We start from the raw sequence: 21,940 nt of genomic DNA, 5'->3' as shown, positions 1-21,940 counted from the left end.
TCGTCCCGCTCGGGCGAGCACCGGCCACCGGCCCCATGTCCGAAAGACGAGGAGCCCAAGTTTTCGGACCTGCCCGCCGCCTGTCGTCGCCCGCGCCCGCGCGGGCCGTCACAGTCGGAGACATGACAGAGACGACCACTCGCGCGACGGGCCGCAACTGGGGCCGGTTCACCCTCCACTACGTCGAGATGATCATCGCGATGTTCGCCGGCATGTTCCTGCTGGACATGCTGGAGTCCATGGCCGGCCTGAGTTTCTCGTACACGACCCACCCTGAGGCCGCCTACCTGCTCATGGCGCTCAACATGTCGATCGGCATGGCCGCGTGGATGCGCTTCCGCGGCTGCGGCTGGGGAGCCACGCTGGAGATGTGCGCGGCCATGTTCGCGCCGGCCGTGCCGCTCTTCCCGCTGCTGTGGCTGGGTCTCATCGACGGCCACGGGGTGATGATGGCGGCGCACGTGGCGATGTTCCCGGTCATGCTGGCCGTGATGTTCCGCCGCCTGGACGAGTTCGCGGGCGGCCACGCCCACTGACCCTGGGCACGGGAAACGGCGGCGCTGGAAGGCGCCGCCGTCCGCGTGCCGCTCATTCGCAGTTGACCTCGGTGTCGGTGCCGCGCCCTCCGGCGCAGTCGTCGGCGCCGGCGCCGCCATTGAGCTCGTCGTTCCCGTTGTTGCCGTTCAGCTCGTCGTTCCCGGCGTTCCCGCGCAGTTCGTCGTCCCCCGCGCCGCCGTTGAGCTCGTCGTTCCCGGCGCCGCCCCGCAGGTCGTCGGCGCCGCCCCCGCCGCGTGCGGTGTCGTTGCCGTCGCCGCCCCGGACCTCGTCGTCGTCCGCCTCGCCGCGGACCGAGTCGTCGCCGCCCTGACCGCGGACGTCGTCCTCGCCGGCCCCGCCGCGGATGTCGTCGCCGCGCGGGCCGCCCAGCAGCTCGTCGTTCCCGGCGCCGCCGCGGATGACCGCGCGTCGGTCGATGTTGACGTCGGCGCTGTCGTCGCCGTCCCCGAGGACGACGCGGACCCGGTTCACCTGCGCGGTCGGGACGGTCGCGGTGGCGCCGTCGTCCGTGCAGTTGCCCGGCGCCACCTCTCCGGCGTTGTCCTCGACCACGAACACGGCCCCGTCCAGCCGGATCTCGACCTCGTTGGCGACCCCCGCGTCCGCCGTGTAGCGCAGCTCACCGGCGGCGATCGAGCAGGTGCCGACGTCGGCGACGCTGCTCGCGGACGCCGGCAGCGCGGCCATCCCCACCGTCACCAGAGCCGTAGCGGCCATGGCCAGTTGCCGTCTCATCATGATTCCCCTCCTGTCGACTGCCCGGACCGTGCCGGGCGTACATTCACAGGACGGTAGGTTCCGCGCTTTTCCCCCGCCCCCGGCGCCGGCCAGGGGAGGTCCCTAGGGCCGAACCGGGCCGCCCAGGGGCGGCGGCGGGACCGGGGCGGGCACGTACCGGGGGATCACCACAGCGGCGGCGACGCCGACCGCTCCGCGCGGTGCCGCGCCAGCCGGGCCTGGACCTGCTGCGCGGCGTGGTGGCCGATCTCGGTGAGGATGGCGAGCGCCTCGTTCCACGCCTCCAGCGCGCTCCCCTGGGAGCCCATCGCCTCCCGGGCGTCGCCCAGCCTGCTGAGCGTGGTGGCCTGGTTGTACCGGTCGCCGAGTTCCCTGAACAACCGGAGCGCCTGCTCGTAGCAGGCCGCCGCCTGGGCCTGGTCGCCCAGGCTGTGATGGGCGAAGCCCAGGCTGTCCCAGGTCTGGGCCTGGCCGCCGAGGTCGTCCAGCAGCTGGTGCAGGGCGAGCGCCTCCTCGCAGCAGACGAGCGACTGGCGGTGGTCGCCCATCCGGGCGTGGAACCAGCCGACGGCGTTCAGCGTGTCGGCCTCGCCCGCGCGGTGGCCGACGGCGCGGTAGAGCCGCAGCGCCCGCTGGGCGTGGTGGAGCGCCTCCGCGTCGCGCCCCTGGGGTTCGAGCAGCGCGGCCAGATTGCGGTGCGTGTACGCCTGCCCGGCCTGGTCGCCCAGCTCGCGGAACAGCTCCAGCGCCGCCCTCAGGTGCCGGTCGGCGTCCTCGTACTCGTCAAGCCGTGCGCAGCCGCGGGCCACGCCCCGGTGCGACTGCGCCTGGCCGAGGCGGTCGCCGGCGCGTTCGGCGGCGGTCAGGGCAGCGAACTGGACGGTCTTCAGGTCCCGCCAGTGGCCCTGCCGGTCGAGATAGGTGGACACCGCCCAGGCCAGCTGCCAGGCGCAGACGTCGTGCCGGTGCGCCACCGCCTGCTCGACGACGGCGATCAGCACCGCGTGCTCGGCCGCGTACCAGGTCATCGCCTCCTCGGTGGTGGTGAGGTCCACCGGGATGACGCCGGGCAGCGGCGGCGCGACGGTGGGCGGGTCGCGCAGCGGGTTGATGAGCCGGTCGGCCGGGAAGGCGGTCTGCAGGTAGTGGTCGCAGCTACGGCCGACCGCCGCGTGCCGCTCGGCCTCCGTCTCCAGGGTCCCGGCCAGCTCGACCGCGTACGCGCGCAGCAGGTCGTGGAGCGTGAACCGGCCGGGCCGGTGCTCGTTGACGAGGTTCGCCCGGACGAGTTCGGCCAGGGCGGCCCGCGCGTCCGCCGGCCGCACCCCGGCGAGGCTGGCGGCGGCGTAGAGCGTGATGTCCGGCCCCGGGTGCAGCGCCAGCAGCCTGAACAGGCGCTGCCCCATCGGGCCGAGCCGGTGCACCGACCAGGAGAACACCGACCGCATGTCGGTCGCCCGGTCGTCGCTGCGGAACGCGTCCAGCCCGCCCCGCGCCACCCGCAGCTCGTCGGCCAGCGCCTTCAGCGGGACGTCGGGGCGGATCGCCGCACGGGCCGCCACGATCGCCAGCGCCAGCGGCAGCCGCCCGCACCTCTCGATGAGGACCCCGGTGGCGTCCGGGTCCGCGTCGACCCGCCCCGCGCCGAGCCGGCGCGCCAGGAAAGCGCGGGACTCCTCGGCGGACAGGGTGTCGACCGTCAGCAGCTGCGCGCCCTCGCTGACCACGAGCCCGGAGAGCTGGTCGCGGCTGGTGACCACCACCACGCTGCCGGCCGACCCCGGCAGCAGCGGCCGGACCTGCTCGGCGTTCTCCGCGTTGTCCAGGATGAGCAGCATCCGCTGGTCAGCGACCAGGCTGCGGAACAGGGCGGCCTGGGCCTCGACGGTCACCGGGATCCGGTCGGGCGGCACCGCGAAGGAGTCCAGGAACCCCCGCAGCGCCTCGGCCGGGCGCATCGCCGCGCCGGTGGGGTCGTAGCCGCGCAGGTTGACGTAGAGCTGGCCGTCGGGGAACCGGCGCCGCGCCCGGTGCGCCCAGTGGACGGCGAGCGCCGTCTTGCCCACGCCGCCCATGCCCGCGAGCGCGTGGATCACCACCGGCCGGACGGAGCCGCCGCCGGCGCAGAGCGCGTCGAGCCTGGCCAGCTCGGACTCCCGCCCGGTGAAGTCCGGCATCCCGTGCGGGAGCTGCGCGGGCGAGGGCAGCGCCCCGCGCCGGGCCGCCGGGGCCGTGGTGAGCTGCGGGTCGGCGGCCAGGATCTGCTCGTGCACGCGGCGCAGCTGCGGCCCCGGCTCCACGCCGAGCTCGTCGAGCAGGTGGCGGCGGGCCTCGTGGAAGACCGCCAGCGCCTCGGCCTGACGGCCCGACCGGTAGAGCGCCAGCATCAGCAGGACCCGCAGCCGTTCCCGCAGCGGATGCCGGGCGGCGAGCCGCCGCAGCTCGTCGACCAGCTCCAGCGTGCGGCCCAAGGTCAGGTCGAGGTCGATCCGGTCTTCCAGCACGTCGACCCGGCGCTCGCCGAGCCGCTCACGCTCGGCGGTCAGCGCGGGGCTGTCGAGCCCTTCGCACAGCGGCCCGCGCCACAGCTTGAGCGCGCCGTGCAGCGCCTCCGAGGCCTGCTGGAGATCGCCTTCGGCCCGCGCGGCGCGGCCGCGGGCCACCTCGGACTCGAACACCTCCAGGTCCAGCGCGCCCGGCGGGACGAGCACGCTGTAGCCGGCGTCCGTCCAGGTCAGCACCCGGGACGGGGTACGAGGGGAACGGCCGGGCTCCAGCACCCGGCGCAGCCCGGAGATGTGCTTCTGCACCAGGTTGAGCGCGTACGTGGGCGGCGACTCGCCCCACACGGCGTCGATCACCTGTTCGCGGGTGAGCGACCTGTTGGCGTTGAGCAGGAGCACCGCCAGCACCGTGCGTTGCTGGACCGAGCCGAGAGCGAGCGTGGACTCTCCGAGCCGGGCTCGGAGTGCCCCCAACACCTCGAAAGTGACGGTGCGGCCACGATCGCTCATGCCGTCTCCCGGTGCGTTGAGCAATCCCCAGTAAACATAGACCGCCTACAGGCCCCCGTACAAAGACGTTTCGCACCTGGAGGACGCTCCGGTCCCCAGTCCAGCGGGCAGTCCAGCGGTCTGTCCAACCCCTGCGTTCATCCTGGGCGTATGAGGCGGCCGACAGGCTGCCCGAGGGGGTTGATGAGATGTCCTTCGGAGCGAACGGCGTCCCGCTGATCGTGCTCGCGAACCTCGACGTCGACGGGCCCGTCCCGTCCTCGGCCGCGCGCGGGGACTACCTGGACGCGCTCGACGACGTGATCGACGGGGCCGGTGACCGGGACGACCTGACGGAGCTGACGGTGCCGGGGTCCTGGTTCCCCGGTCCGCCGGGCGACCCGCTCGTCCTGCGGCTCCGGCCGCAGGACCACCGGCGGGTGCGCTTCTTCGGCGCGCGGAACGGCGGCGGCTGGGTCAGGGTCATGGGGGCCGCCGCCGACCCGGCGGCCGACTCCGGCGAGCATCCGCTGGTCCGGGGTCCGGGCGGCGACGGCGACCTGCTGGTGGAGGCGGTCACGCTGCCCGGCGCGCCCGGCTTCCCCGCCGACGAGGTCCTCCTCGAAGTGCTGCGCCACGGGCCGGACGGCGGCCTGTCCGCGAACGGGGCGACGCTGCCGATCAGGATCGCGCCGTTCCTGATGATGTCCAACCTGCGGCCGGCGGAGCGGGTGTACGTCACGTACAGCGTCGCCGCCACGTTCGAGACCACGCCGTTCATCCAGGATCTGGCCGAGGCGATCAGGAGCGTGTACGGGCCGGCCGCGGCCCCGCTCGACCCGGACGACCCGGTCGTCACGCCGGGCCCGGTGGGCATGCTGCTGGTGCTCGACGGGGACGAGTACGTCGACTTCTGGCCCCAGGACGCCTTCGAGCTCGGCTACAGCGTGGGCCCGCGCGGGTGGATGCGCGTCGCCGTGAGCAGTCCGGAGGGCGGCAAGCTGACCGGCTGGCTGAAGCGGACGTTCCCCGAGCCGGGCGCCGGCCTGTTCGCCGACCTGCTCCCCACGGACGCGAAGGAGAGCGCCGACAAGGGCGGGAACCTCGAACTGTCGCCGCCGGTCGGAGCCGGCACCCCGGCGCTCCCGCGGGGCGCGGCCGGTCCGGCGGTGCCCGCGCAGGGCCCGGCCCCGTTCGGGAAGATCATCGTCGGCGAGGGCGACCTTCCCGCGTTCGAGCTCCCGGAGTGCCTGGCCATGGACCTGGACGCGGGCGGGTCGGCGCGGGTGCGCCAGGCCTTCGCGCAGGCCGGCTTCCCGCTCCGGCCCTCGGTCGTCTTCTCCCCGCTCGCGCCCGGTCCCGGGTGGCGGATCCACGACCAGACGTCCAAGGGACCGCGGGTCTTCCACGTCCTCCCCGGCACTGGGCGGCTGCACGTCCGGTACGTGCGCGGCCTGCGGCCGGACCACCGCAGGTTCCTGGTGGCCCAGGGCGCGCAGGACCTCCTGCCTCTGGACACCTCGTGGCTCACCGTCGGGCACGTCGACGAGATCGTCTCCGTCATCCCAGGAGACCCCTCAGGCTCCGGCTCGCAGGTGCTGGTGGCGTCACCCGCCGTGGCGCTGGAACTGCTGAGGGAGGCCGTCCACCTGCACGAGACCGAGGGAGCGGGGCTCACGGCGATGTTCCGGGGACGGCTCTGGCGCAAGCCCGGCCAGAGCGCGCTCAGCCCGGCCACGATGACCGCGCGGCAGGTGCTCTCCAGCTTCGAACGCACCAACGAGGAGCTCAACAACCGCCTGCTGGCCGTGGAGCAGCGGCTGTGCGACGGTCTCCGGCTCGGGACCGAGGACGTCGTCCAGGCGCCCGTCCTGTTCCACCGGCTCGACACCGGCGTCCCGCACCAGCTCGGGATGATCACCGGGGACGACGTGCAGCGGCGCACCACCGCGCTCATCCCGAACCTGGCCAACGTCCTGGTCCTCGGCCGTACCGTCGTGGCGCCCCGGCCGGAAGGACCGCGCATGGCCGTCGCGGACGTCGCGCGCGTGCTCGACGCCCTGGACGTGCCGCCCCTGGCGCCCGACCGCCTGGCCGGCCTGCGCGGGCACTGGTACTGGGCGGGCGCGTTCACCCGGGCCGCCGACCTGGCCGGCACGTTCGGGGTGACCGCGGACCAGATCCTCGGCGCACCCGAGAACCAGCGTCCCGGCCTGTTCGACGCCAACGGCATGACGGTCGAGGACTGGGCGCGGGTGTGGATCCCGGAGGACGACGTCGACCTGTTCGAGGCGTACCTGCTCGGCGTGCTCTCCCCGCTCTGCCTGCGCGTCCGGTTCGCGGACGCCTGGACCTACCACCTGATAGCGGGCGGCGTGCACTGCGCCACCAACGTCCAGCGCGTCCCCGCCGAGGCCGACCCGGCCTACCCGGGGCCCTACTGGTGGGAGTCGACACCATGACCGGCGACGAGTTCGACACGCTCTTCCGCACCTGCGTGGAGCACACCGGCGAGCGCTACACGGCCGCCCGCGACGCGCTGCTCGGCGCGGGCGAGCTGACCGAGGACGGGCTCCGGAGCAGGGAGCGGTCCCGCGACTGGCGTGAGGCCCTGGTCGCGAGCATCCTCATCGGCTGGACGCACGACAGGACGCTGCACGACGACATCCTCGGCATGATGCGCGACCATCCGGTGCACACCCACTCCCCCGGCTCGGCCGCGACGCCGGGACGGGTCGCGCACATGATCGCGGCGATGCGGCCCCGCATGCCGGAGGACCTCGTGCCCGCGATCCTGGAGATCCTCGTCAAGACGCGGGAGACGGCGGAGGAAGGGGGCCCGCACGTCCTGACGGACGCCCTGATCGAGCTGGGCGACCGGCGGGCGGTGCAACCCCTGCTGCACGAGGTCACCGAGCCGCACGGCCAGGACGAGCGGATGCTCGCCCTGGCGGCGCTCGGCCTGCTCGCCCGCCGCGACGACCCCGGCGTCGTCCCGCTCAACCAGCGGCTGCTCGCCGACCGGGACGAGCTTCTCGCCGTACGGGGGATCGCGGCGATGGCGCTCGGCAGGCTCGGCGACCCGGGCGCGGCCGAGCAGCTCCTGCGCGCCACCCGCCCGGACACCGCGCCGGCGGCGTTACGGGAGAGCGCCATCAGGGCCGTGGGGTACCTGTGGCAGTCCCCGGAGGTGGCCGGGCACGGCGTGCCGGCCGTCGGGGAGGCCGAGCTGGCGGAGCGCCTCGGGGCGGAGCGGGGCGACCCGGTGCTCCTGGAGCTGATCACGGCTCTGGCCAGGCTCGTCATGACCCGGGTGGCGCTGCGGACCTCGGCGCGCGGACCGGCGGACGCGGCCCTGGCCAGGGCCGCCGAGGGACATCGGAACGCGGTCGTACGCCGCGTCGCCAAGGACTGGGGCCGCCGCATCACCAGACGCGCGGCCCGCGAGGAGAACGGGGTGGCATGAACGGACCACGACAGACCCCGGTGGACGACGTCTTCGTCGACCGCGGGGGCCAGCTCCAAGCGCTGAGACAGGCGCTGCACCGCACGATGCCGGGGCGGGCCGGCCTGGCCGTCGTCTGGGGGCCGCCAGGCATCGGCAAGACCGCCCTGGTCGAGCGGTTCGCCGCCTCCGCCCCGGCCGCGCACGTGCTGCGCGCGGCGGGGGCGGAGGACGAGGCGGATCTCCCGTACGCGCTCGTCGCCCATCTGCTGGGCGCGGGTTCCGGCACCCGCGCGGGCCCGGAGCCGGTCACCGCGCTGCTCGACAGGTTCGCCGGGGCGGGGGACGGACCGGTGCTGCTGATCATGGACGACGTGCAGTGGGGCGACCCGGCCTCGCTGGAGGCGATCGCCGGCGCGCTGCGCCGGCCGTGGGCGGCCAGGCTGCTCGCCGTCATGATCGTGCGTGATCCGGCCACCCCGTCGATCCCCGAGAGCACGCGCCGGCTGTTCGAGACCGACGGGACCGTCCGGATCCCCCTCCATGGGCTGGACACGGCGGCCGTCGCCGATCTGTACGAGGGCCTGCGCGGGCGGCGCCCGGCACGGTGGGCGGTCTCCCGGTTGCGGGAGCACACGGGAGGCAACCCGCTGCACATCCGCACGCTGCTCGCTCAGGTGCCCGACGGCATCCTGGACGATCCCGGGGTGGACCTGCCGGCGCCGTACCCGGTCGTCGCCAGGACCCTGGCCGCCTTCCAGGAGTGCGGCGCGGCGGGGGAAGCGCTGGTGGCGGCCGCCGCCGTGCTCGGCGACCGGTGCGCGCTGCCCGACGCCGCCGAGATCGCCGGGGTCGCCGACCCGCTCGCCGCCCTGGAGGAGGCCATCGGCGCGGGGCTGCTGCGCGAGGAGATCGGCACCGGGCAGGTGGCGTTCCCCGACACGCTGGTGCGGGCGGCCGTGTACCAGGCGCATCTCGGCCCGGCGCGGCGCGCGGCGCTGCACCGGCGGGCGGGCGAGCTGGTGCGGGACACCTGCGACAGGCTCCGCCACCAGGCGGCGGGCACGGTCGGCCCGGACGGGCCGCTGGCCGCTGAGCTGGCCGCCGCCGGCCGCCGCCGCGCCGCCAGGGGCGCCCTGCTGGACGCCACCCGGCATCTGAGCAGTGCCGCGCGGCTGGCCGCGTCCGGCGCGGAGGGCGAGAGGTACGCGCTCGAAGCGGCCGAGGCCCGGATCATCGTCGGGGACGGGGACGCCGGCGTGCTGCCGCCCGCCGTCACCGGCGGACGGGTCTCGCCGTGGCGCGCCTACCTGCTGGCCCTGCTGCGGCTGAACGCGGGCCGGGCCGACGAGGCGGAGATCCTGCTCGACCAGGCCTGGGCGGGCGCCGGGACGGACGCCGCGCTGGCGGCGAAGGTGGCGGGCCAGCGGGCGCTGCTGCACCTGGTCCGCGGGCGCGCCGAGGCCGCGGTCACGTGGAGCGTCCGCGCGCTGGGGAGCTTCGCCGGGCCGGTCGCGCTCGACTTCGTCCGCTGCGCCTCGGCCCAGGCCAGGTGCCTGGCGGGGCGGGAACGGGAGGCCCTCGACGAGCTCACCCGGCTGCCGGCGGCAGCGGGCTGGGACCTGGAGTCGCTCGTCGGGCGGGCGGCGTTACGGCTGCGGCTGGACGACCTGCCCGGCGCGCTGCGGGACCTGGAGAGCGCGCTGGCCGCCGACGACCCGCTGCCGCTGCGCATGCGCCTGCTGGCCCACGCCACGCTGGCCGAGGTCGGCTACCACCGGGGCGACTGGGACCGGGCCCTGGCCGACGGCGCGCAGGCCGCCGGGCTGGCGCACGACACCGGGCACCTCCTGCTCGCGCCGATCTGCCGGGTCGCGCAGGTCCTCGTGCACGCCGCGCGAGGGGCATGGCAGGAGGCGGAGACGCACCTGCGGGCGATGACCGGCGACGGCCGGGGCGAGGCCCTGTTCCGGGGCTACGCGGCGGCCGCCGCCATGCACGTCGCGGCGGCCCGCGGCGACGCCGAGGCCGTGGCCGACGCGCCGCTACCGGGGCACGACCTGCTGCCCTGGGCCGACCTGCTGGTCGACGCGCTCGTCACGCTGGGGCGGTGGCAGGAGGCGGAGGCCCGGCTGGTCGACGCCGAGTCCCGGGCCACGAGCGCGTCGGCGCTGGCGGCCCTGGCGCGGGCCAGGGGCGGTCTGCACGCCGCCCGGCGCGAGACCGGCCCGATGATCGCCGCCTTCGACCGTTCGCTGGGGCTCCTGCGCGGGCTGGACCGGCCGTTCGCCCGCTCCCGTACCGAGCTGGACTACGGCGCCTGCCTGCGACGCGCGGGCAAGCGCGCGGCGGCGGCCGTGCACCTGCGGCGGGCCCGCGCCACGCTCGCCGAGCTGGGCGCCCGGCCCCATCTCGACCGCTGCGAGCGCGAGCTGGCCGCGTGCGGGGTGGGCGGCCCGGCCCGCGCCGCCATGAGCCGGCCAGGGCAGCTCACCACGCAGGAGCTCGCCGTCGCCCGGCACGCCGCGCGGGGGCTCACCAACCGGCAGATCGCCCGCGAACTCGTGGTCAGCGTGAAGACGGTCGAGTACCACCTGAGTCACATCTATCCGAAGCTGCAGGTCCGTTCCAGGGCTCAGCTGGCCGCGCGGTTCGCGGGCACCTGACGGGACGACGATCGCGCGCGGGCCCCGGGTGCCGGTCATCAGGGTTATCCCCAGGCCGGCACCCGAGGCAGGCCACCGGGCCGCCGCCCTAGAGTCCGAGAACGCCCCCCGAATCCCCTTTCAAGGAGCACCGCCATGTCCCATCCCCTGCCCGAGATCGTCCACGCCCAGGCCGCGCCGCGTCCGGCCGCCGGCGTCTCGCCCTTCGCGCTCGTCGCGCTGACCGCCGACCGGGCGGCCGCCGCCGTCTGCGACGACGCCGTGGTCATCGAGGCCGCCGCCCGGCTCCAGGCCGCCGGTTTCACGGTACGGAGACCGTCCTCGACGTCGATCAACATCTCCGGCCCTCCCGACCTGTACGAGCGCGCGTTCGGCTGCCGGCTCACCACCGCGGAACGCCGCAGGCCTGAGCCCGACGGCCACGACAGGGACGTCACCTTCGTGGAGTGCGAGCACGCGCGCACCCCGGGCCTCATCGCCACCGAGGGCACCGGGTTCGCCGGGCTGCTCGCGGGGGTGGCGATCGAGGAGCCCCGGTTCCTGTGCCAGAGCCCGGCCGGGCCCGCCACCGGCTACTGGCACCTCAGCGTGCCCGCCGACGTGGCCCACAAGCTGCGCGCCGACACCGCGCACCAGAGCCGCAACACCGGCACCGACGTCCGCGTCGCGCTGGTCGACTCCGGCTACTACCGGCACCCGTACTTCACCGGCAAGGGCTACAAACCCGTGACGACCGTGCTCGCGCCCGGGAGCGCCAACCCGGCGGCGGACGAGTACGGGCACGGCACGGCGATGGCCGCGCTCATCCTGGCCGTCGCGCCCAAGGCCCAGCTCACGGTCGTCAAGAGCACCGCGGCCAACACGATCGAGGCGTTCAAGACGGCGGTGGCGCAGTCTCCGCACGTCATCTGCTTCAGCTGGGCCGGGAACAACGTGAACGGTCCGCTGTCGGGCGCGGACATCCTCCTCGCCGACGAGATCGCCCAGGCCGTGGCGAACGGCATCGCCGTGGTGTGTCCCGCGGGCAACGGGCAGCACGCCTTCCCCGGGCAGCACCCGGACGTCATCTCGGTGGGCGGCGCCCATCTGGACGAGGACGGCAACCTGCGGGCTTCCGACTACGCCAGCGGCTTCACCAGCGCGATCTTCCCCGGGCGGCAGGTGCCCGACGTCGCGGGCCTCGTCGGCCTGCGGCCGAACGCCTCGTACATCATGCTGCCGACCCAGCCGGGATCGGACCTCGACCAGGTCTGGTTCGGGCGGGCGGACGGCACCAAGCCCGACGACGGCTGGGCTGTCTTCAGCGGCACCTCGGCGGCGGCGGCCCAGACGGCGGGCGTGTGCGCGCTCATCAGGAGCTCCTGGCCGGGCATCCGGCCCCGCCGGATGCGGAAGATCCTCAAGAGCACGGCCCGGGACGTGACGGCCGGCCGCGGCTACAACGCCCCCGGCATGAACCACGCCGCGGCGGTCGGTGCGGACGACGCGACCGGCAGCGGGCTCGTCGACGCCGACGCCGCCCAGACCACCGCCCGTACGGTCTTCGAGGCGAAGTCCATCCGCTCCGGCGTGCGGCCCTAGGCCCGGCCGTGTCCGACTCCGCCCGCGTCCTGCTGGTCAGCATGCCCTGGCACGGGCTCGACCGCCCGTCGCTCGGGCTGAGCCTGCTCCAGGCCGCGCTCCGGCGCGACGGCGTTCCCTGTGACGTGCGCTATCTCGGCTTCGACCTCGCCGACCGCATCGGCCTGCCGGACTATCAGTGGGTGCAGGGCCGCCTGCCGCACACCGCCTTCGCCGGCGAGTGGCTGTTCGCCGCCGCGCTGCACGGCGAGCGGCCGGCAGCCGACGCCGCGTACGTGGACGCCGTCCTGGGCGGTGTGCACCGGCAGCCCCAGGAGACGGCCGTCAGGCTCCGGGGGCTGCGCGAGTCCTGCGCGCGCTTCCTGGACGACTGCCTGGCCTCGATCGCGTGGGCGGACTACGACGTCGTCGGGTTCACCTCCACCTTCGAGCAGAACCTCGCCTCGCTCGCGCTCGCCCGGCGGGTCAAGGAGCGCCATCCGGGCGTCGTCATCGTCTTCGGCGGCGCCAACTGGGAGGGCGACATGGGGCACGAGCTGCACGCGCGCTTCCCGTTCGTGGACGTCGTCTGCACCGGCGAGGCCGACGTGTCGTTCCCCGCCCTCGTCCGGCAGGTGGGCGCCGGCACAGCGGCGGGCACGGCGGCGGGCACAGCGGCGGGCACAGCGGCGGGCTCGGTGCCGGGCCTGGTCGTGCGCAAGGACGGCGCGAGCGTCCGGACGCCGCCCGCCGCGCCGATCACCGACCTGGACGCCCTGCCGATCCCCTGCTTCGACGCCTACTTCGACGCCCTGCGGGGCAGCGCGGCGGGCGCCGCCGTCCGCCCCGGCCTGCTGCTGGAGACCTCGCGCGGCTGCTGGTGGGGCGCCAAGCACCACTGCACGTTCTGCGGACTGAACGGCGCGTCCATGGCCTTCCGCAGCAAGTCGCCGGAGCGCGTGCTGGACGAGATCGGGCACCTGATCAGGCGCCACGGCGTCACCGGCGCGGACGTGGTCGACAACATCCTCGACATGCGCTACTTCACCACGCTGTTGCCCGCGCTCGCCGCCGCCGGGGCGCCGCTCGACCTGTTCTACGAGGTCAAGGCCAACCTCAGCGCCGCCCAGGTGAAGCTGCTCGCCGACGCCGGGGTCCGCGACATCCAGCCGGGCGTGGAGAGCCTCAGCGACCACGTGCTGGCGCTGATGCGCAAGGGCACCACGGCTCTGCGCAACGTCCAGTTGCTCAAGTGGTGCGCGGAGTTCGGCGTCACCCCTCGCTGGAACCTGCTCTTCGGCTTCCCCGGCGAGACCCCGGAGGACTACGCGTCGATGCTGCCCCTGCTGGACGCCTGCGACTTCCTCCAGCCGCCGGACGGCATGGAACCCATCCGGCTCGACCGGTTCAGCCCCTTCCACGCCGATCCGGAGCGGTTCGGGATGACGAACGTGCGGCCGATGGAGGTCTACCGGCACCTCTACCCGTTCCCGGACGAGGCCCTGCGGCGCATCGCGTGCTACTTCGACTTCGACTACGCCGACGGCCGGCGGCCCCTGGACTACGCGGGCCCGGTGATGAAGCGGGTGCGGCGGTGGATCGAGCGCGGCCGCAACGGCACGCTGGCGCTGCTGGCGCATCCCGGGGGCGGGCTGGTCCTGGTCGACACCCGCGACGGCCGCACGGTGTCGTTCCCGATGTCCGGCTGGCGGGCCGCCGTGTACACCCGGTGCGACCGGGTCACGGCGGAGCGCGCGGCCGTCGCCGCGGGCACGGCGGCGGGGGCGACGGCCGAGCAGGTGCTCGGGTTTCTCGGCGAGTGCGAACGGCGCCGGCTCATGGCCCGGACCTGCGACCAGTGGCTGGCCTTGGGGGTGCGGACACCGGCCAGGACGTTCGGGTGACCTCGATCAAGATTGTCCGGCTATCGACCTTCGAGGGCCCTCAGCTGTAAGTTCACACTTACAGCTGAGGACAGGAACGGGTTGCCGGAGCCCGCGCCTGCCGGTGTCGGAAGGAAGAACATGAGCACGGTCCACAGTGCCCACCCGCATCACCGACTCACCTGGGTGCACCAGGTGACCAAGCACGCGAAGGCGCAGCCTGATCAGCCAGCGATCAGGTTCCGGGGCGAGACGATCACCTGGGCGAACTTGGACGAGCGCAGCCGCCGCCTGTCGGCCGCGCTGGAAGCCCGTGGCGTCGGGGAGGGCGACCGGGTCCTGGTCCTCTTGACCAACCGCCCCGAGTTCGTCGAGACCCTGGTGGCCATCAACCGGCTCGGCGCCATCGCCGTGCCCGTCAATTTCCGGCTGGTCGCGGCGGAGGTCTCCTACCTGGCGGAGGACTCGGGCTCCTGCGCCATCGTGGTGGAGCAGATGCTCGCCCCCGTGATGGCCGCGGTCCGGGCGGGCAAGGAGTCGGAACTGCCCTGCCTCGTCGTCGGCGACGCCCCGGACACCGCCGGTCCCGGCTCCGAGCGTTACGAGGACGCCGTCGCCGCCGCCGAGCCGAGCTCCGCGAGCGGCCCCGACGACGTCGGCGCGGTCGCCCTGATCATGTACACCTCGGGCACCACGGGCCTGCCCAAGGGCGCCATGCTCACGTACGAGAACATGCTCAGCCAGACCATCACCCTGCTGCACACGCTGCGGCCGGGCTTCGACGAGATCTCCGTCGTCACGTCGCCGATGTTCCACATCGCCGCGGTCGGCGTGATCATCCCCAACCTCGTCTTCGGCTTCACCATGGTCATCACGCCGACCGGCGCGTTCGACCCCGAGGCCTTCCTCGACCTGGTCGAGTCGGAGAAGGCGACCAACGCCTTCCTGGTGCCCACCCAGTGGCAGGCCGTCTGCGCCAGCCCCACGATCGCCCAGCGCGACATCCGCCTGCGCACCATCTCCTGGGGGGCCGCGCCCGCCACCCCGGCGATCCTGCGGGCGATGGAGGCGGCCTTCCCCGGCGTGAACAACGTGTCGGTGTTCGGGCAGACGGAGATGTCGCCCATCACCACGTCGCTGCCCGGCGAGGACGCGATCCGCAAGATCGGCTCGGTCGGCAAGCCGGTCCCGCTGGTCTCGGTGCGCGTGGTGGACCAGGACATGAACGACGTGCCCCAGGGCGAGATCGGCGAGATCGTGTACCAGGGCCCGCAGACCATGGTCGGCTACTGGAACAACCCCCAGGCCACCGAGGAGGCGTTCCGGGGCGGCTGGTTCCACTCGGGCGACCTGGTCCGGGTGGACGAGGAGGGCTTCTTCTACGTCGTCGACCGCCTCAAGGACATGATCATCTCCGGCGGCGAGAACATCTACAGCGCCGAGGTCGAGGCCGTGCTCGCCGACCACCCCAAGGTCCGCGAGGTCGCCCTGGTCGGCACCCCGCACGAGAAGTGGGGCGAGACCCCCGTGGCCGTCGTCGTCCCGAGCGACAAGGAGGACCCGCCCTCGGCGTCGGAGCTGGCCGACTACTGCGTCACCCGGCTCGCCTCGTACAAGAAGCCGACCAAGGCCGTCGTGGTGGAGGAACTGCCGCGTAACGCCTCGGGCAAGATCCTCAAGAACCGCCTGCGGGACATGGTCAAGCAGGAGTCCTGACGCACGCGGACGAGCCCGGCCGGTCCGGGCTCGTCCGTCTTCATCGGCGGGCGACGCGGTAGCGCAGATGGGTGGCGTCGCGGCCGTCGAGCCGGCGGATCGGCTCCAGCTCGACGGCGCCGAGATCGGTCGCCTCGAACAGCCGGCGGCCGCCTCCCAGCAGCACCGGGACCAGGTGCAGCTCGATCTCGTCGAGCTGACCCGCGGCCAGCAACGCCCGGGCCGCGCCCGCGCCGTGCACCATGACCGCGCGGTCCCCCGAGGCCTGCCTGGCCTCGACGGCGCACCGGGTGACGTCGGTGTAGAACCGGGCGCTGCCGGGCGGCACGTCGCCCTCGTCGACGTGGTGGGTCAGCACGTGGATGGGCACGCCGTCGTGATGGTCGCCCTGCCATCGGCCCGCCAGCTCGAACGTGCGGCGTCCCGAGATCACCGCGCCGGTGGCCAGCGCCTCGCGGTACACCTGCCCGTTGATCCCGTCGGACATCCGGTCGTCGAGCCAGTTGAACAGCCGCCCGCCACCACGGCCGAGCTCCTGGCCCTTGCGGTCGTCCGGTCCCGCGATGAATCCGTCGACGGACATGGACATGTACAACCGGATCGGCGCCTCACCCATGGGAACGGCCCTCCTCGAAGTCGGCTCTGGTCATGCCGTCGGGATGGCCCGGCGGCCACTGGACGAGCTCGATCCGGCGGTCGTCCGGGTCGATGATGAACGCCGTCAGCGGGCCGTCCTCCCCTTCGTGGCCTTGGCCGACCGGCTTGATCCCGTGCCCGGCGAGGGCGTCCAGGGTGCCGGCCATCGACTCGACCTTGACGACGAGGTGGCTCACGTCGGTGCCGCGCTCGACCGGCTCGCCGTCGTGGACGAGCTCAAGAGTGACGAACTCGTCGTCAGGCAGCTTGAGCATGGTGAGATGACCGATCGGCGTGCCGGGCACGCTTCCGACGACCTCGTAGCCGACGGCCGTGTAGAACGCCAGCGAACGATCGAGATGGGCGACGCGCAGCCCGAGGTGCAAGGTCCTCATGGTGACTCCTTCGATCTTGTGCCACCAGCCTCCTGCGACCGTGCCCATGTCGGCTATCCCCATGTTTCTGGGGGTTGCGGATACGCTGGAGCATGGTCTACGCCCCGGAGGTGCGCGAACGGGTCCGCGCCGACCTCATGCGGCTGGTGCACCGCGGGATGCCCGTGGCCGACTACTGGCGCGCCGTGGACGACGTCCTGGACGTGGCCGTGCCGGCGGAGGGCTCCTGCCTGATGACCATGGACCCGGCCACCATGCTGCCGACGGCGGAGTTCGTCGAGAACGGGCTGCCCGCGGACGCGATCAGCCGCCTGGTCGAGATCGAGCTGCGCGAACCGGACTACACCAAGTGGGTCGATCTGGCGCGCGCGGGCACGACCGCGGCCAGCCTCAGCGACGCCACCGCCGGCGACCTCGACCTCAGCCGCCGGCAACGCGAGGTCCGGCGTCCCGGAGGCTATGCCGACGAGCTGCGGATCGTCCTGTCCAGCAGCACCGGCACCTGGGGCGCGCTGACCGTGTTCCGCGAGACGAGCAGCGCCCACTTCTCGACGCCGGAGGTCCGGTTCCTCTCGTCGCTGTCCGGGTTGATCGCCGACGGCCTGCGCCGGGCGCTGCTGCTGGACGACGCGTCGGCCGGCGGCGCGGACGCCGGGATGCTCGTGCTGGACCCCGACGACGGCGTCGACCTCGCCAACCGGGAGGCCCAGCAGTGGGTCGACGAGCTCGGCACCGGCGAGCGAGCCGGCACCAGGCTGCCGCTCGTGATCCGCTCCGTCGCCCGCCAGGCCCGCGCCATCGCCGGCGGAGTGGACCGGGCGGGCGGTGACGACCGGTCAGGCGGGGTGGATCGGGCCGGTGGGGCGGGCCCCGCCGCCGGTCTCAGGCCGGCCCGGGCGCGCGTCCGGACCCGGACGGGCCGGTGGGTGATCGTCCGCGCGTCCCTGCTCGGCGAGGGCCCGCCGGCGCCGGTCGCGGTGCTGCTCGAAGCCGCTCGTCCGGCCGAGATGGCGCCCCTGCTGGCCGACATGTACGGGCTGACCCAGCGGGAGAGACAGGTCACCGAGCTCGTCGCCCAGGGTCTGCCGACCCGGCAGATCGCCGGCCGGCTGCGGATGGCGACGTACACCGTGCAGGACCACCTGAAGTCGATCTTCGCCAAGTCCGGCACCGGCTCCCGGGGTGACCTGGTGGCGCGGCTGTTCTTCGACCAGCGCGCCCTGCCCCTGACCGACCCGCCGGACGCCCGGTGAGAAGCCGAAAGGGCGGCCGGATCGGCGAATCGCCGTTCCGACCGCCCTTTCGGCGATCCGTTCCGGGTGCGCGCACACGGAACACAGGTGGAGGTGGCGGGAATCGAACCCGCGTCCTTCAACCCCAAGACAGGGCTTCTCCGGGCGCAGCCTGCTGTGCTTTTCTCAGCCCCGGCGATCACGCAGGCGAGTCGCCGACGGGCTCAGCCACTGTTGGTTTTCCCGCTCACCCCCGTGGCCGGGTTGAACGGTTGAGCCTTCTCACGATGCCAGACCCCGAGCCGAAGGCACTCTCGGGCTGACAGAGGTTTCGCTACTTAGGCAGCGAGAGCCAGGGAACCCTGGCTGACCTCAGTGCGCTTAGAATTGGCACTTGTTGTTTGCGGTCACAGGATTAACGAGGTTATGTCCGCAGTCCTCGGCCCGCTTCACCTGACTTGCAAGGCCAAAGTCGAAGCCAGTCACCCCCTGTGGAGTTGTCAACACGATCCCCGCGAAGAGATCGAGCATGACGACGATACCTCTGACAACGCCCTGGATGCCAACTTGATTCCCGGTGAGCGGCGAACACCGTGGGGCGGCCCGTGAAGTCCCTGTGAAGTCCTCGTGAAAGTCCCCATGAAGTCCCCGTGGAGCCCCCGGGAGCGCAGCACAGCAGCATCACGCTCCCGGGGGCGACCGGCAGGGTCGAGCCGGTCAAATGACGGCAGGACTTCCCCCGAGATGAAGTCCTGATCTCATCACGGCGACTGGTCCCGCAACCCCCCGAGCGGGACCGGTCACTCAGTAAGACGCGAACGGCCCGCCCGATGGTTGCTCGGTGTCACAAAAAATCACGGAGAGTCGCCCAGGGCCGCGAAGAAGCTGCCGGCCACGGCCGCGGGGTCGTAGTTCCTGGTGAACACGGAGATGGCCAGATCGCCCTGCCAGCCGACGAACCAGGCGTTGTTCTCCTTGCCGGCGGCCGCGGACGCCACGCCGTAGACCCGGCCGCTGCCCGCCTGCGCCGGAGTGCCCTGGGCGCCGGCCTTCATCATGGCCGTCAGCGCCTTGCGGACCTGCGGGTCGAGCTGCTGCGGCTGCGGCTGCGGCGCGGGCGCCACCTCCGCCGCCGTGTCGGGGGCGTCGGGGTCGGTGACCAGCACCGGCGGCCGCCAGGTGCCCGACCCCACCGCCGCCGCGACCAGGGCCATGCTGAGCGGGCTCACCTCGACGTTCTGGCCCGCGATGGCCTTGGCCTTGTCGGCGTCGCTCGCGAAGGCGGGCAGCGAGCCGCTGAACGACTTGAGCGGCAGCCGCCACGGCTGCCCGATGCCGAAGGTCTTGGCGCTCTTGGCCAGGTCGTCGCCGTTGACCCGGCGGGCGAGCGAGGCCAGCGCGGTGACGCAGCCCTGGGCGAAGTTCTCCTGGAACGTGGGCGAGGAACCGGTGACCTGACCGGCGTCGACGAACCGGGCGCCGCCGACCGTGCGCTCCGCGGGGCAGGGAAGCTTCTGCTTGGTCCGTACGCCGGCCTTGAGTATGGCGTCGGCCGCGACGACGGAGAACGCGGTGCCGGCCGGGAACTTGCCCGCCAGCGCGTCCTTCTCCTGGTGCAGGCCGCGGGTGGCGACGGCGCGGATCTCACCGGTGGTGCGGTCGACCGCCACCAGGGCGCTGGTGCGGGTGCTGGAGACGGCGCGCTCGGCGGCCGCCTGCACGCCGGCGTCGAGCGTGGTCTGCACCGAGCGGTTCTGCCGGCCGGGCCACTGCTGCAGCGAGGCCACCTCCTCGCCCGTGGTGAGGTCGAGGATGATGACCTGGGTCTCGGTGGAGCCGGTCAGGTAGCCCTGGTAGGTCTGCTGGAGCCCGCTCTGGCCGATCGAGTCGCCCGCCCGCTGGGGGCCGCCGAGCTTCTGCTCGGTCTCCGGGGTGAGCGCGCTGACCCGGCCGACGATCTGCTTGGGGTCGGCGGGGTCGACGGGCTGCTTCTCCGTGACGGTCTTGACCTCGGGGATCGCCGCGAGCTTCTGCCTCACCGACTGGTAGCGGGTGCGGCCGAAGGTGATCAGCGGCACCGTCTCATTGGGCGGCGCCGAGCGGATCCGGCTCAGCAGCCGGTCCTCGGCGTAGCCGGTGATCTGGGACAGCTGCTTGACGACCTCCTCGGCGCGGTCGCCGAGTTGCGCGGGCACCACGCCGGCCACGTACAGGAACGTGTCCTGCTGCAGCGGGTCGCCGCCGCGGTCGACGACCGGCTGGCGCGGCTTCGGCTCGGCCTTGACCGCGAACCGCTGCCCCTCCTTGAGCTGCGGGTGGAGCACCGACGGCGACCACGTGACCTTCCAGACGCCGCCGTCGAGATGGAGCGGCAGCACGCTGTCGTACGTCCACAGGGGGTTGTTGTCGCCCAGGTCGACCTCGACGCCGAACTCGGCCCGCGACCGGTCGCCGGTCACCGTCAGGCTCTTGATCCGGAACCGGAACGAGGCGGCGTCGAGCTGGAGCTTGGCGTCGGCCAGCGCCTTGCGCACGGCGGCGGGGTCACCGTCGGCGCGGGAGGCGGCCAGGTCGTAGTCGTTGGACTGCCAGCCGACGAGGAAGTCGCGCACCGCGTCATGCGGCGACGCCTCCTCGAAGCAGCCGGTCAGCGTCATGCTCGCGACCGCCAGCGTGACGGTCGCGGCGAGCGTGCGGCGGACTCGGCTCATCGGGTGCGGTGGCGCAGCGCCCGGGCCATCTCCCGCTTGGCCTGCTTCTCGGCCAGCGACTGCCGCTTGTCCCAGTCTTTCTTGCCGCGGGCGACGCCGATCTCGATCTTGGCCTTGCCGTCCTTGAAGTAGAGCTGGAGCGGCACGATCGTGAGCCCGCCCTCCTTGACCCGGCTGGCGAGCTTGTCGATCTCCTTGCGGTGGAGGAGGAGCTTGCGCTTGCGGCGCGCGGCGTGGTTGGTCCAGGTGCCCTGGGCGTATTCGGGGATGTGGACGTTGAGGAGCCACGCCTCGCCGCCCTCGACGGAGGCGTAGCCGTCGACCAGCGAGGCGCGGCCCTCCCGCAGCGACTTCACCTCCGTGCCCTGCAGCACCAGACCCGCCTCGAAGGTGTCTTCGATGTGGTAGTCGTGCCAGGCACGCTTGTTCTGGGCGATGACCTTCCGCCCGGTCTCACGTGGCATGCTTCGACCTTACCGGCGATCCGCTAGACCCTGAGGTACCGGCGGAGCGTGACGAACGACGCCAGCACACAGATCACCACACCGATGATCATAGTCAAGGTGATCACCGACGCGACGTCGTCCCAGCCGATCGTCGCCGCGCTGGACGACAGGAACTGCGCGACCTCGTCGAACAGCAGCACCTTGGTCACGATCAGCATGACCGCGGCGAACACGCCGCCGATCAGGCCCGCGATCATGCCTTCCATGACGAAGGGCAGCTGGATGTAGAGGTTGGAGGCGCCGACGAGGCGCATGATGCCCGTCTCCCGGCGCCGGTTGAAGGCCGACAGCCGGACCGTGTTGCCGATCAGCAGAGCCGCGGCCAGCACCAGCACCACGGCCACCACGATGGCGGCGCCGCGCAGCTTGTCGAGCATGGTGAAGAACTGGCCGATCAGGTCCTTCTGGTTGATCACCTGCGAGACGCCGGGCTGCCCCTGCAAGGCCTCGATCACCGGCTGGTAGTTGTCCGGGTCGACCAGCTTGACCCGGAAGGACGTCGGCATGTCCTCGACCTTGGCGGCCTCGACCATCGGCTTGTTGTTGCTGTAGGCCTCGCGGAAGTTCTTGTAGGCCGTCGCCTGGTCCTCGTAGAAGACCTGCTCGACCCCGGGCAGCCCCTCGATCTGCTGCTTGAGCGACGTGGTCTGGGCCTGGGTGACGGCCTTGCCCTTGCAGGAGGGCATGTCGCTGTTCTTGGTGCAGAGGAATACGGATACTTCGACCTTGTCGTACCAGTAGTCCTTCATCATGCCGACCTGGGCGTTGATCATCAAACCGACGCCCAGCATCGCCATGCCGACCGCTACGGTGATGATGACCGCGATCGTCATGGTCAGGTTGCGACGGAGGCCGATCCAGACCTCGGAGAAGATGAAGTTCGCCCGCATGATTCTCTCTG

General features: G+C 73.0%; 15 protein-coding genes and 1 other RNA gene. 8 read left to right on the top strand and 8 right to left on the bottom strand.

The window, feature by feature from the left end:
• Positions 1 to 122 precede the first annotated feature (122 nt).
• Positions 123 to 536, top strand: a complete 414-nt coding sequence (locus ACGFI7_RS04195; protein WP_393398844.1) for a hypothetical protein — start codon at positions 123 to 125, stop codon at positions 534 to 536.
• A 52-nt stretch (positions 537 to 588) separates the two neighbouring features.
• Here ACGFI7_RS04195 and ACGFI7_RS04190 read toward each other — a convergent pair whose 3' ends face one another.
• Together ACGFI7_RS04190 and ACGFI7_RS04185 are read right to left on the bottom strand one after the other, a co-directional pair.
• The gene (locus tag ACGFI7_RS04190; protein WP_393398842.1) at positions 589 to 1,296 is read right to left on the bottom strand and encodes a calcium-binding protein; all 708 of its coding nucleotides are present in this window, start codon (positions 1,294 to 1,296) and stop codon (positions 589 to 591) included.
• Positions 1,297 to 1,460: 164 nt separating this feature from the next.
• Entirely contained in the window at positions 1,461 to 4,310 is a 2,850-nt protein-coding gene (locus ACGFI7_RS04185) for a BTAD domain-containing putative transcriptional regulator (protein WP_393398840.1), read from the bottom strand.
• A 188-nt stretch (positions 4,311 to 4,498) separates the two neighbouring features.
• Here ACGFI7_RS04185 and ACGFI7_RS04180 point away from each other — a divergent pair, with 188 nt between their 5' ends.
• From ACGFI7_RS04180 to ACGFI7_RS04155, 6 genes are all read left to right on the top strand, one after another.
• Positions 4,499 to 6,751 carry a protein-arginine deiminase family protein gene (locus ACGFI7_RS04180; protein WP_393398838.1) on the top strand — a complete coding sequence of 751 codons (2,253 nt, stop codon included), beginning with the start codon at positions 4,499 to 4,501 and terminating at the stop codon, positions 6,749 to 6,751.
• On the top strand, positions 6,748 to 7,755 hold the full coding sequence (locus ACGFI7_RS04175; protein WP_393398836.1) for a HEAT repeat domain-containing protein: 1,008 nt from the start codon (positions 6,748 to 6,750) through the stop codon (positions 7,753 to 7,755). The genes ACGFI7_RS04180 and ACGFI7_RS04175 overlap by 4 nt, the downstream gene beginning before the upstream one ends.
• Positions 7,752 to 10,400, top strand: a complete 2,649-nt coding sequence (locus tag ACGFI7_RS04170; RefSeq protein WP_393398834.1) for an AAA family ATPase — start codon at positions 7,752 to 7,754, stop codon at positions 10,398 to 10,400. The genes ACGFI7_RS04175 and ACGFI7_RS04170 overlap by 4 nt, the downstream gene beginning before the upstream one ends.
• Before the next feature lie 135 nt (positions 10,401 to 10,535).
• Positions 10,536 to 11,981, top strand: coding sequence for a S8 family serine peptidase (locus ACGFI7_RS04165; protein WP_393398832.1), 1,446 nt, complete (start codon positions 10,536 to 10,538; stop codon positions 11,979 to 11,981).
• 8 nt (positions 11,982 to 11,989) lie between these two features.
• Positions 11,990 to 13,864 (top strand): RiPP maturation radical SAM C-methyltransferase, encoded by a 1,875-nt coding sequence (locus ACGFI7_RS04160; protein ID WP_393398830.1) that lies wholly within the window; start codon positions 11,990 to 11,992, stop codon positions 13,862 to 13,864.
• Between the two features lie 120 nt (positions 13,865 to 13,984).
• Positions 13,985 to 15,559 carry a long-chain-fatty-acid--CoA ligase gene (locus ACGFI7_RS04155; protein ID WP_393398828.1) on the top strand — a complete coding sequence of 525 codons (1,575 nt, stop codon included), beginning with the start codon at positions 13,985 to 13,987 and terminating at the stop codon, positions 15,557 to 15,559.
• 40 nt (positions 15,560 to 15,599) lie between these two features.
• On the opposite strand, the gene ACGFI7_RS04150 is transcribed toward ACGFI7_RS04155, so the two are convergent.
• Both ACGFI7_RS04150 and ACGFI7_RS04145 read right to left on the bottom strand, forming a co-directional pair.
• On the bottom strand, positions 15,600 to 16,175 hold the full coding sequence (locus ACGFI7_RS04150; RefSeq protein WP_393398826.1) for a dihydrofolate reductase family protein: 576 nt from the start codon (positions 16,173 to 16,175) through the stop codon (positions 15,600 to 15,602).
• Positions 16,168 to 16,590, bottom strand: coding sequence for a VOC family protein (locus ACGFI7_RS04145; protein ID WP_393398824.1), 423 nt, complete (start codon positions 16,588 to 16,590; stop codon positions 16,168 to 16,170). Before ACGFI7_RS04145 ends, ACGFI7_RS04150 begins: the two co-directional genes overlap by 8 nt.
• 92 nt (positions 16,591 to 16,682) lie before the next feature.
• Between ACGFI7_RS04145 and ACGFI7_RS04140 the strand changes: the two genes are divergently transcribed.
• Positions 16,683 to 17,843 (top strand): helix-turn-helix transcriptional regulator, encoded by a 1,161-nt coding sequence (locus ACGFI7_RS04140; protein ID WP_393398822.1) that lies wholly within the window; start codon positions 16,683 to 16,685, stop codon positions 17,841 to 17,843.
• Between the two features lie 85 nt (positions 17,844 to 17,928).
• Here the strand turns inward: ACGFI7_RS04140 and ssrA are convergent.
• From ssrA to ftsX, 4 genes are all read right to left on the bottom strand, one after another.
• Positions 17,929 to 18,312: a transfer-messenger RNA gene (gene ssrA, locus ACGFI7_RS04135) on the bottom strand.
• Between the two features lie 364 nt (positions 18,313 to 18,676).
• Positions 18,677 to 20,533: a penicillin-binding transpeptidase domain-containing protein gene (locus ACGFI7_RS04130; protein ID WP_393398820.1), complete on the bottom strand. Its 1,857-nt coding sequence runs from the start codon at positions 20,531 to 20,533 to the stop codon at positions 18,677 to 18,679.
• Positions 20,530 to 20,997 carry an SsrA-binding protein SmpB gene (gene smpB / locus ACGFI7_RS04125; protein ID WP_393398818.1) on the bottom strand — a complete coding sequence of 156 codons (468 nt, stop codon included), beginning with the start codon at positions 20,995 to 20,997 and terminating at the stop codon, positions 20,530 to 20,532. The genes ACGFI7_RS04130 and smpB overlap by 4 nt, the downstream gene beginning before the upstream one ends.
• Before the next feature lie 23 nt (positions 20,998 to 21,020).
• Positions 21,021 to 21,929, bottom strand: a complete 909-nt coding sequence (ftsX, locus tag ACGFI7_RS04120) for a permease-like cell division protein FtsX (RefSeq protein WP_393398816.1) — start codon at positions 21,927 to 21,929, stop codon at positions 21,021 to 21,023.
• Positions 21,930 to 21,940: the final 11 nt, after the last annotated feature.

This window comes from Nonomuraea sp. NPDC048826 (assembly GCF_043198225.1).
Taxonomy (GTDB): Bacteria; Actinomycetota; Actinomycetes; order Streptosporangiales; family Streptosporangiaceae; genus Nonomuraea.
Note: the sequence above shows the minus strand (reverse complement) of the source record. Positions and strands in the feature narration are given on the sequence as shown.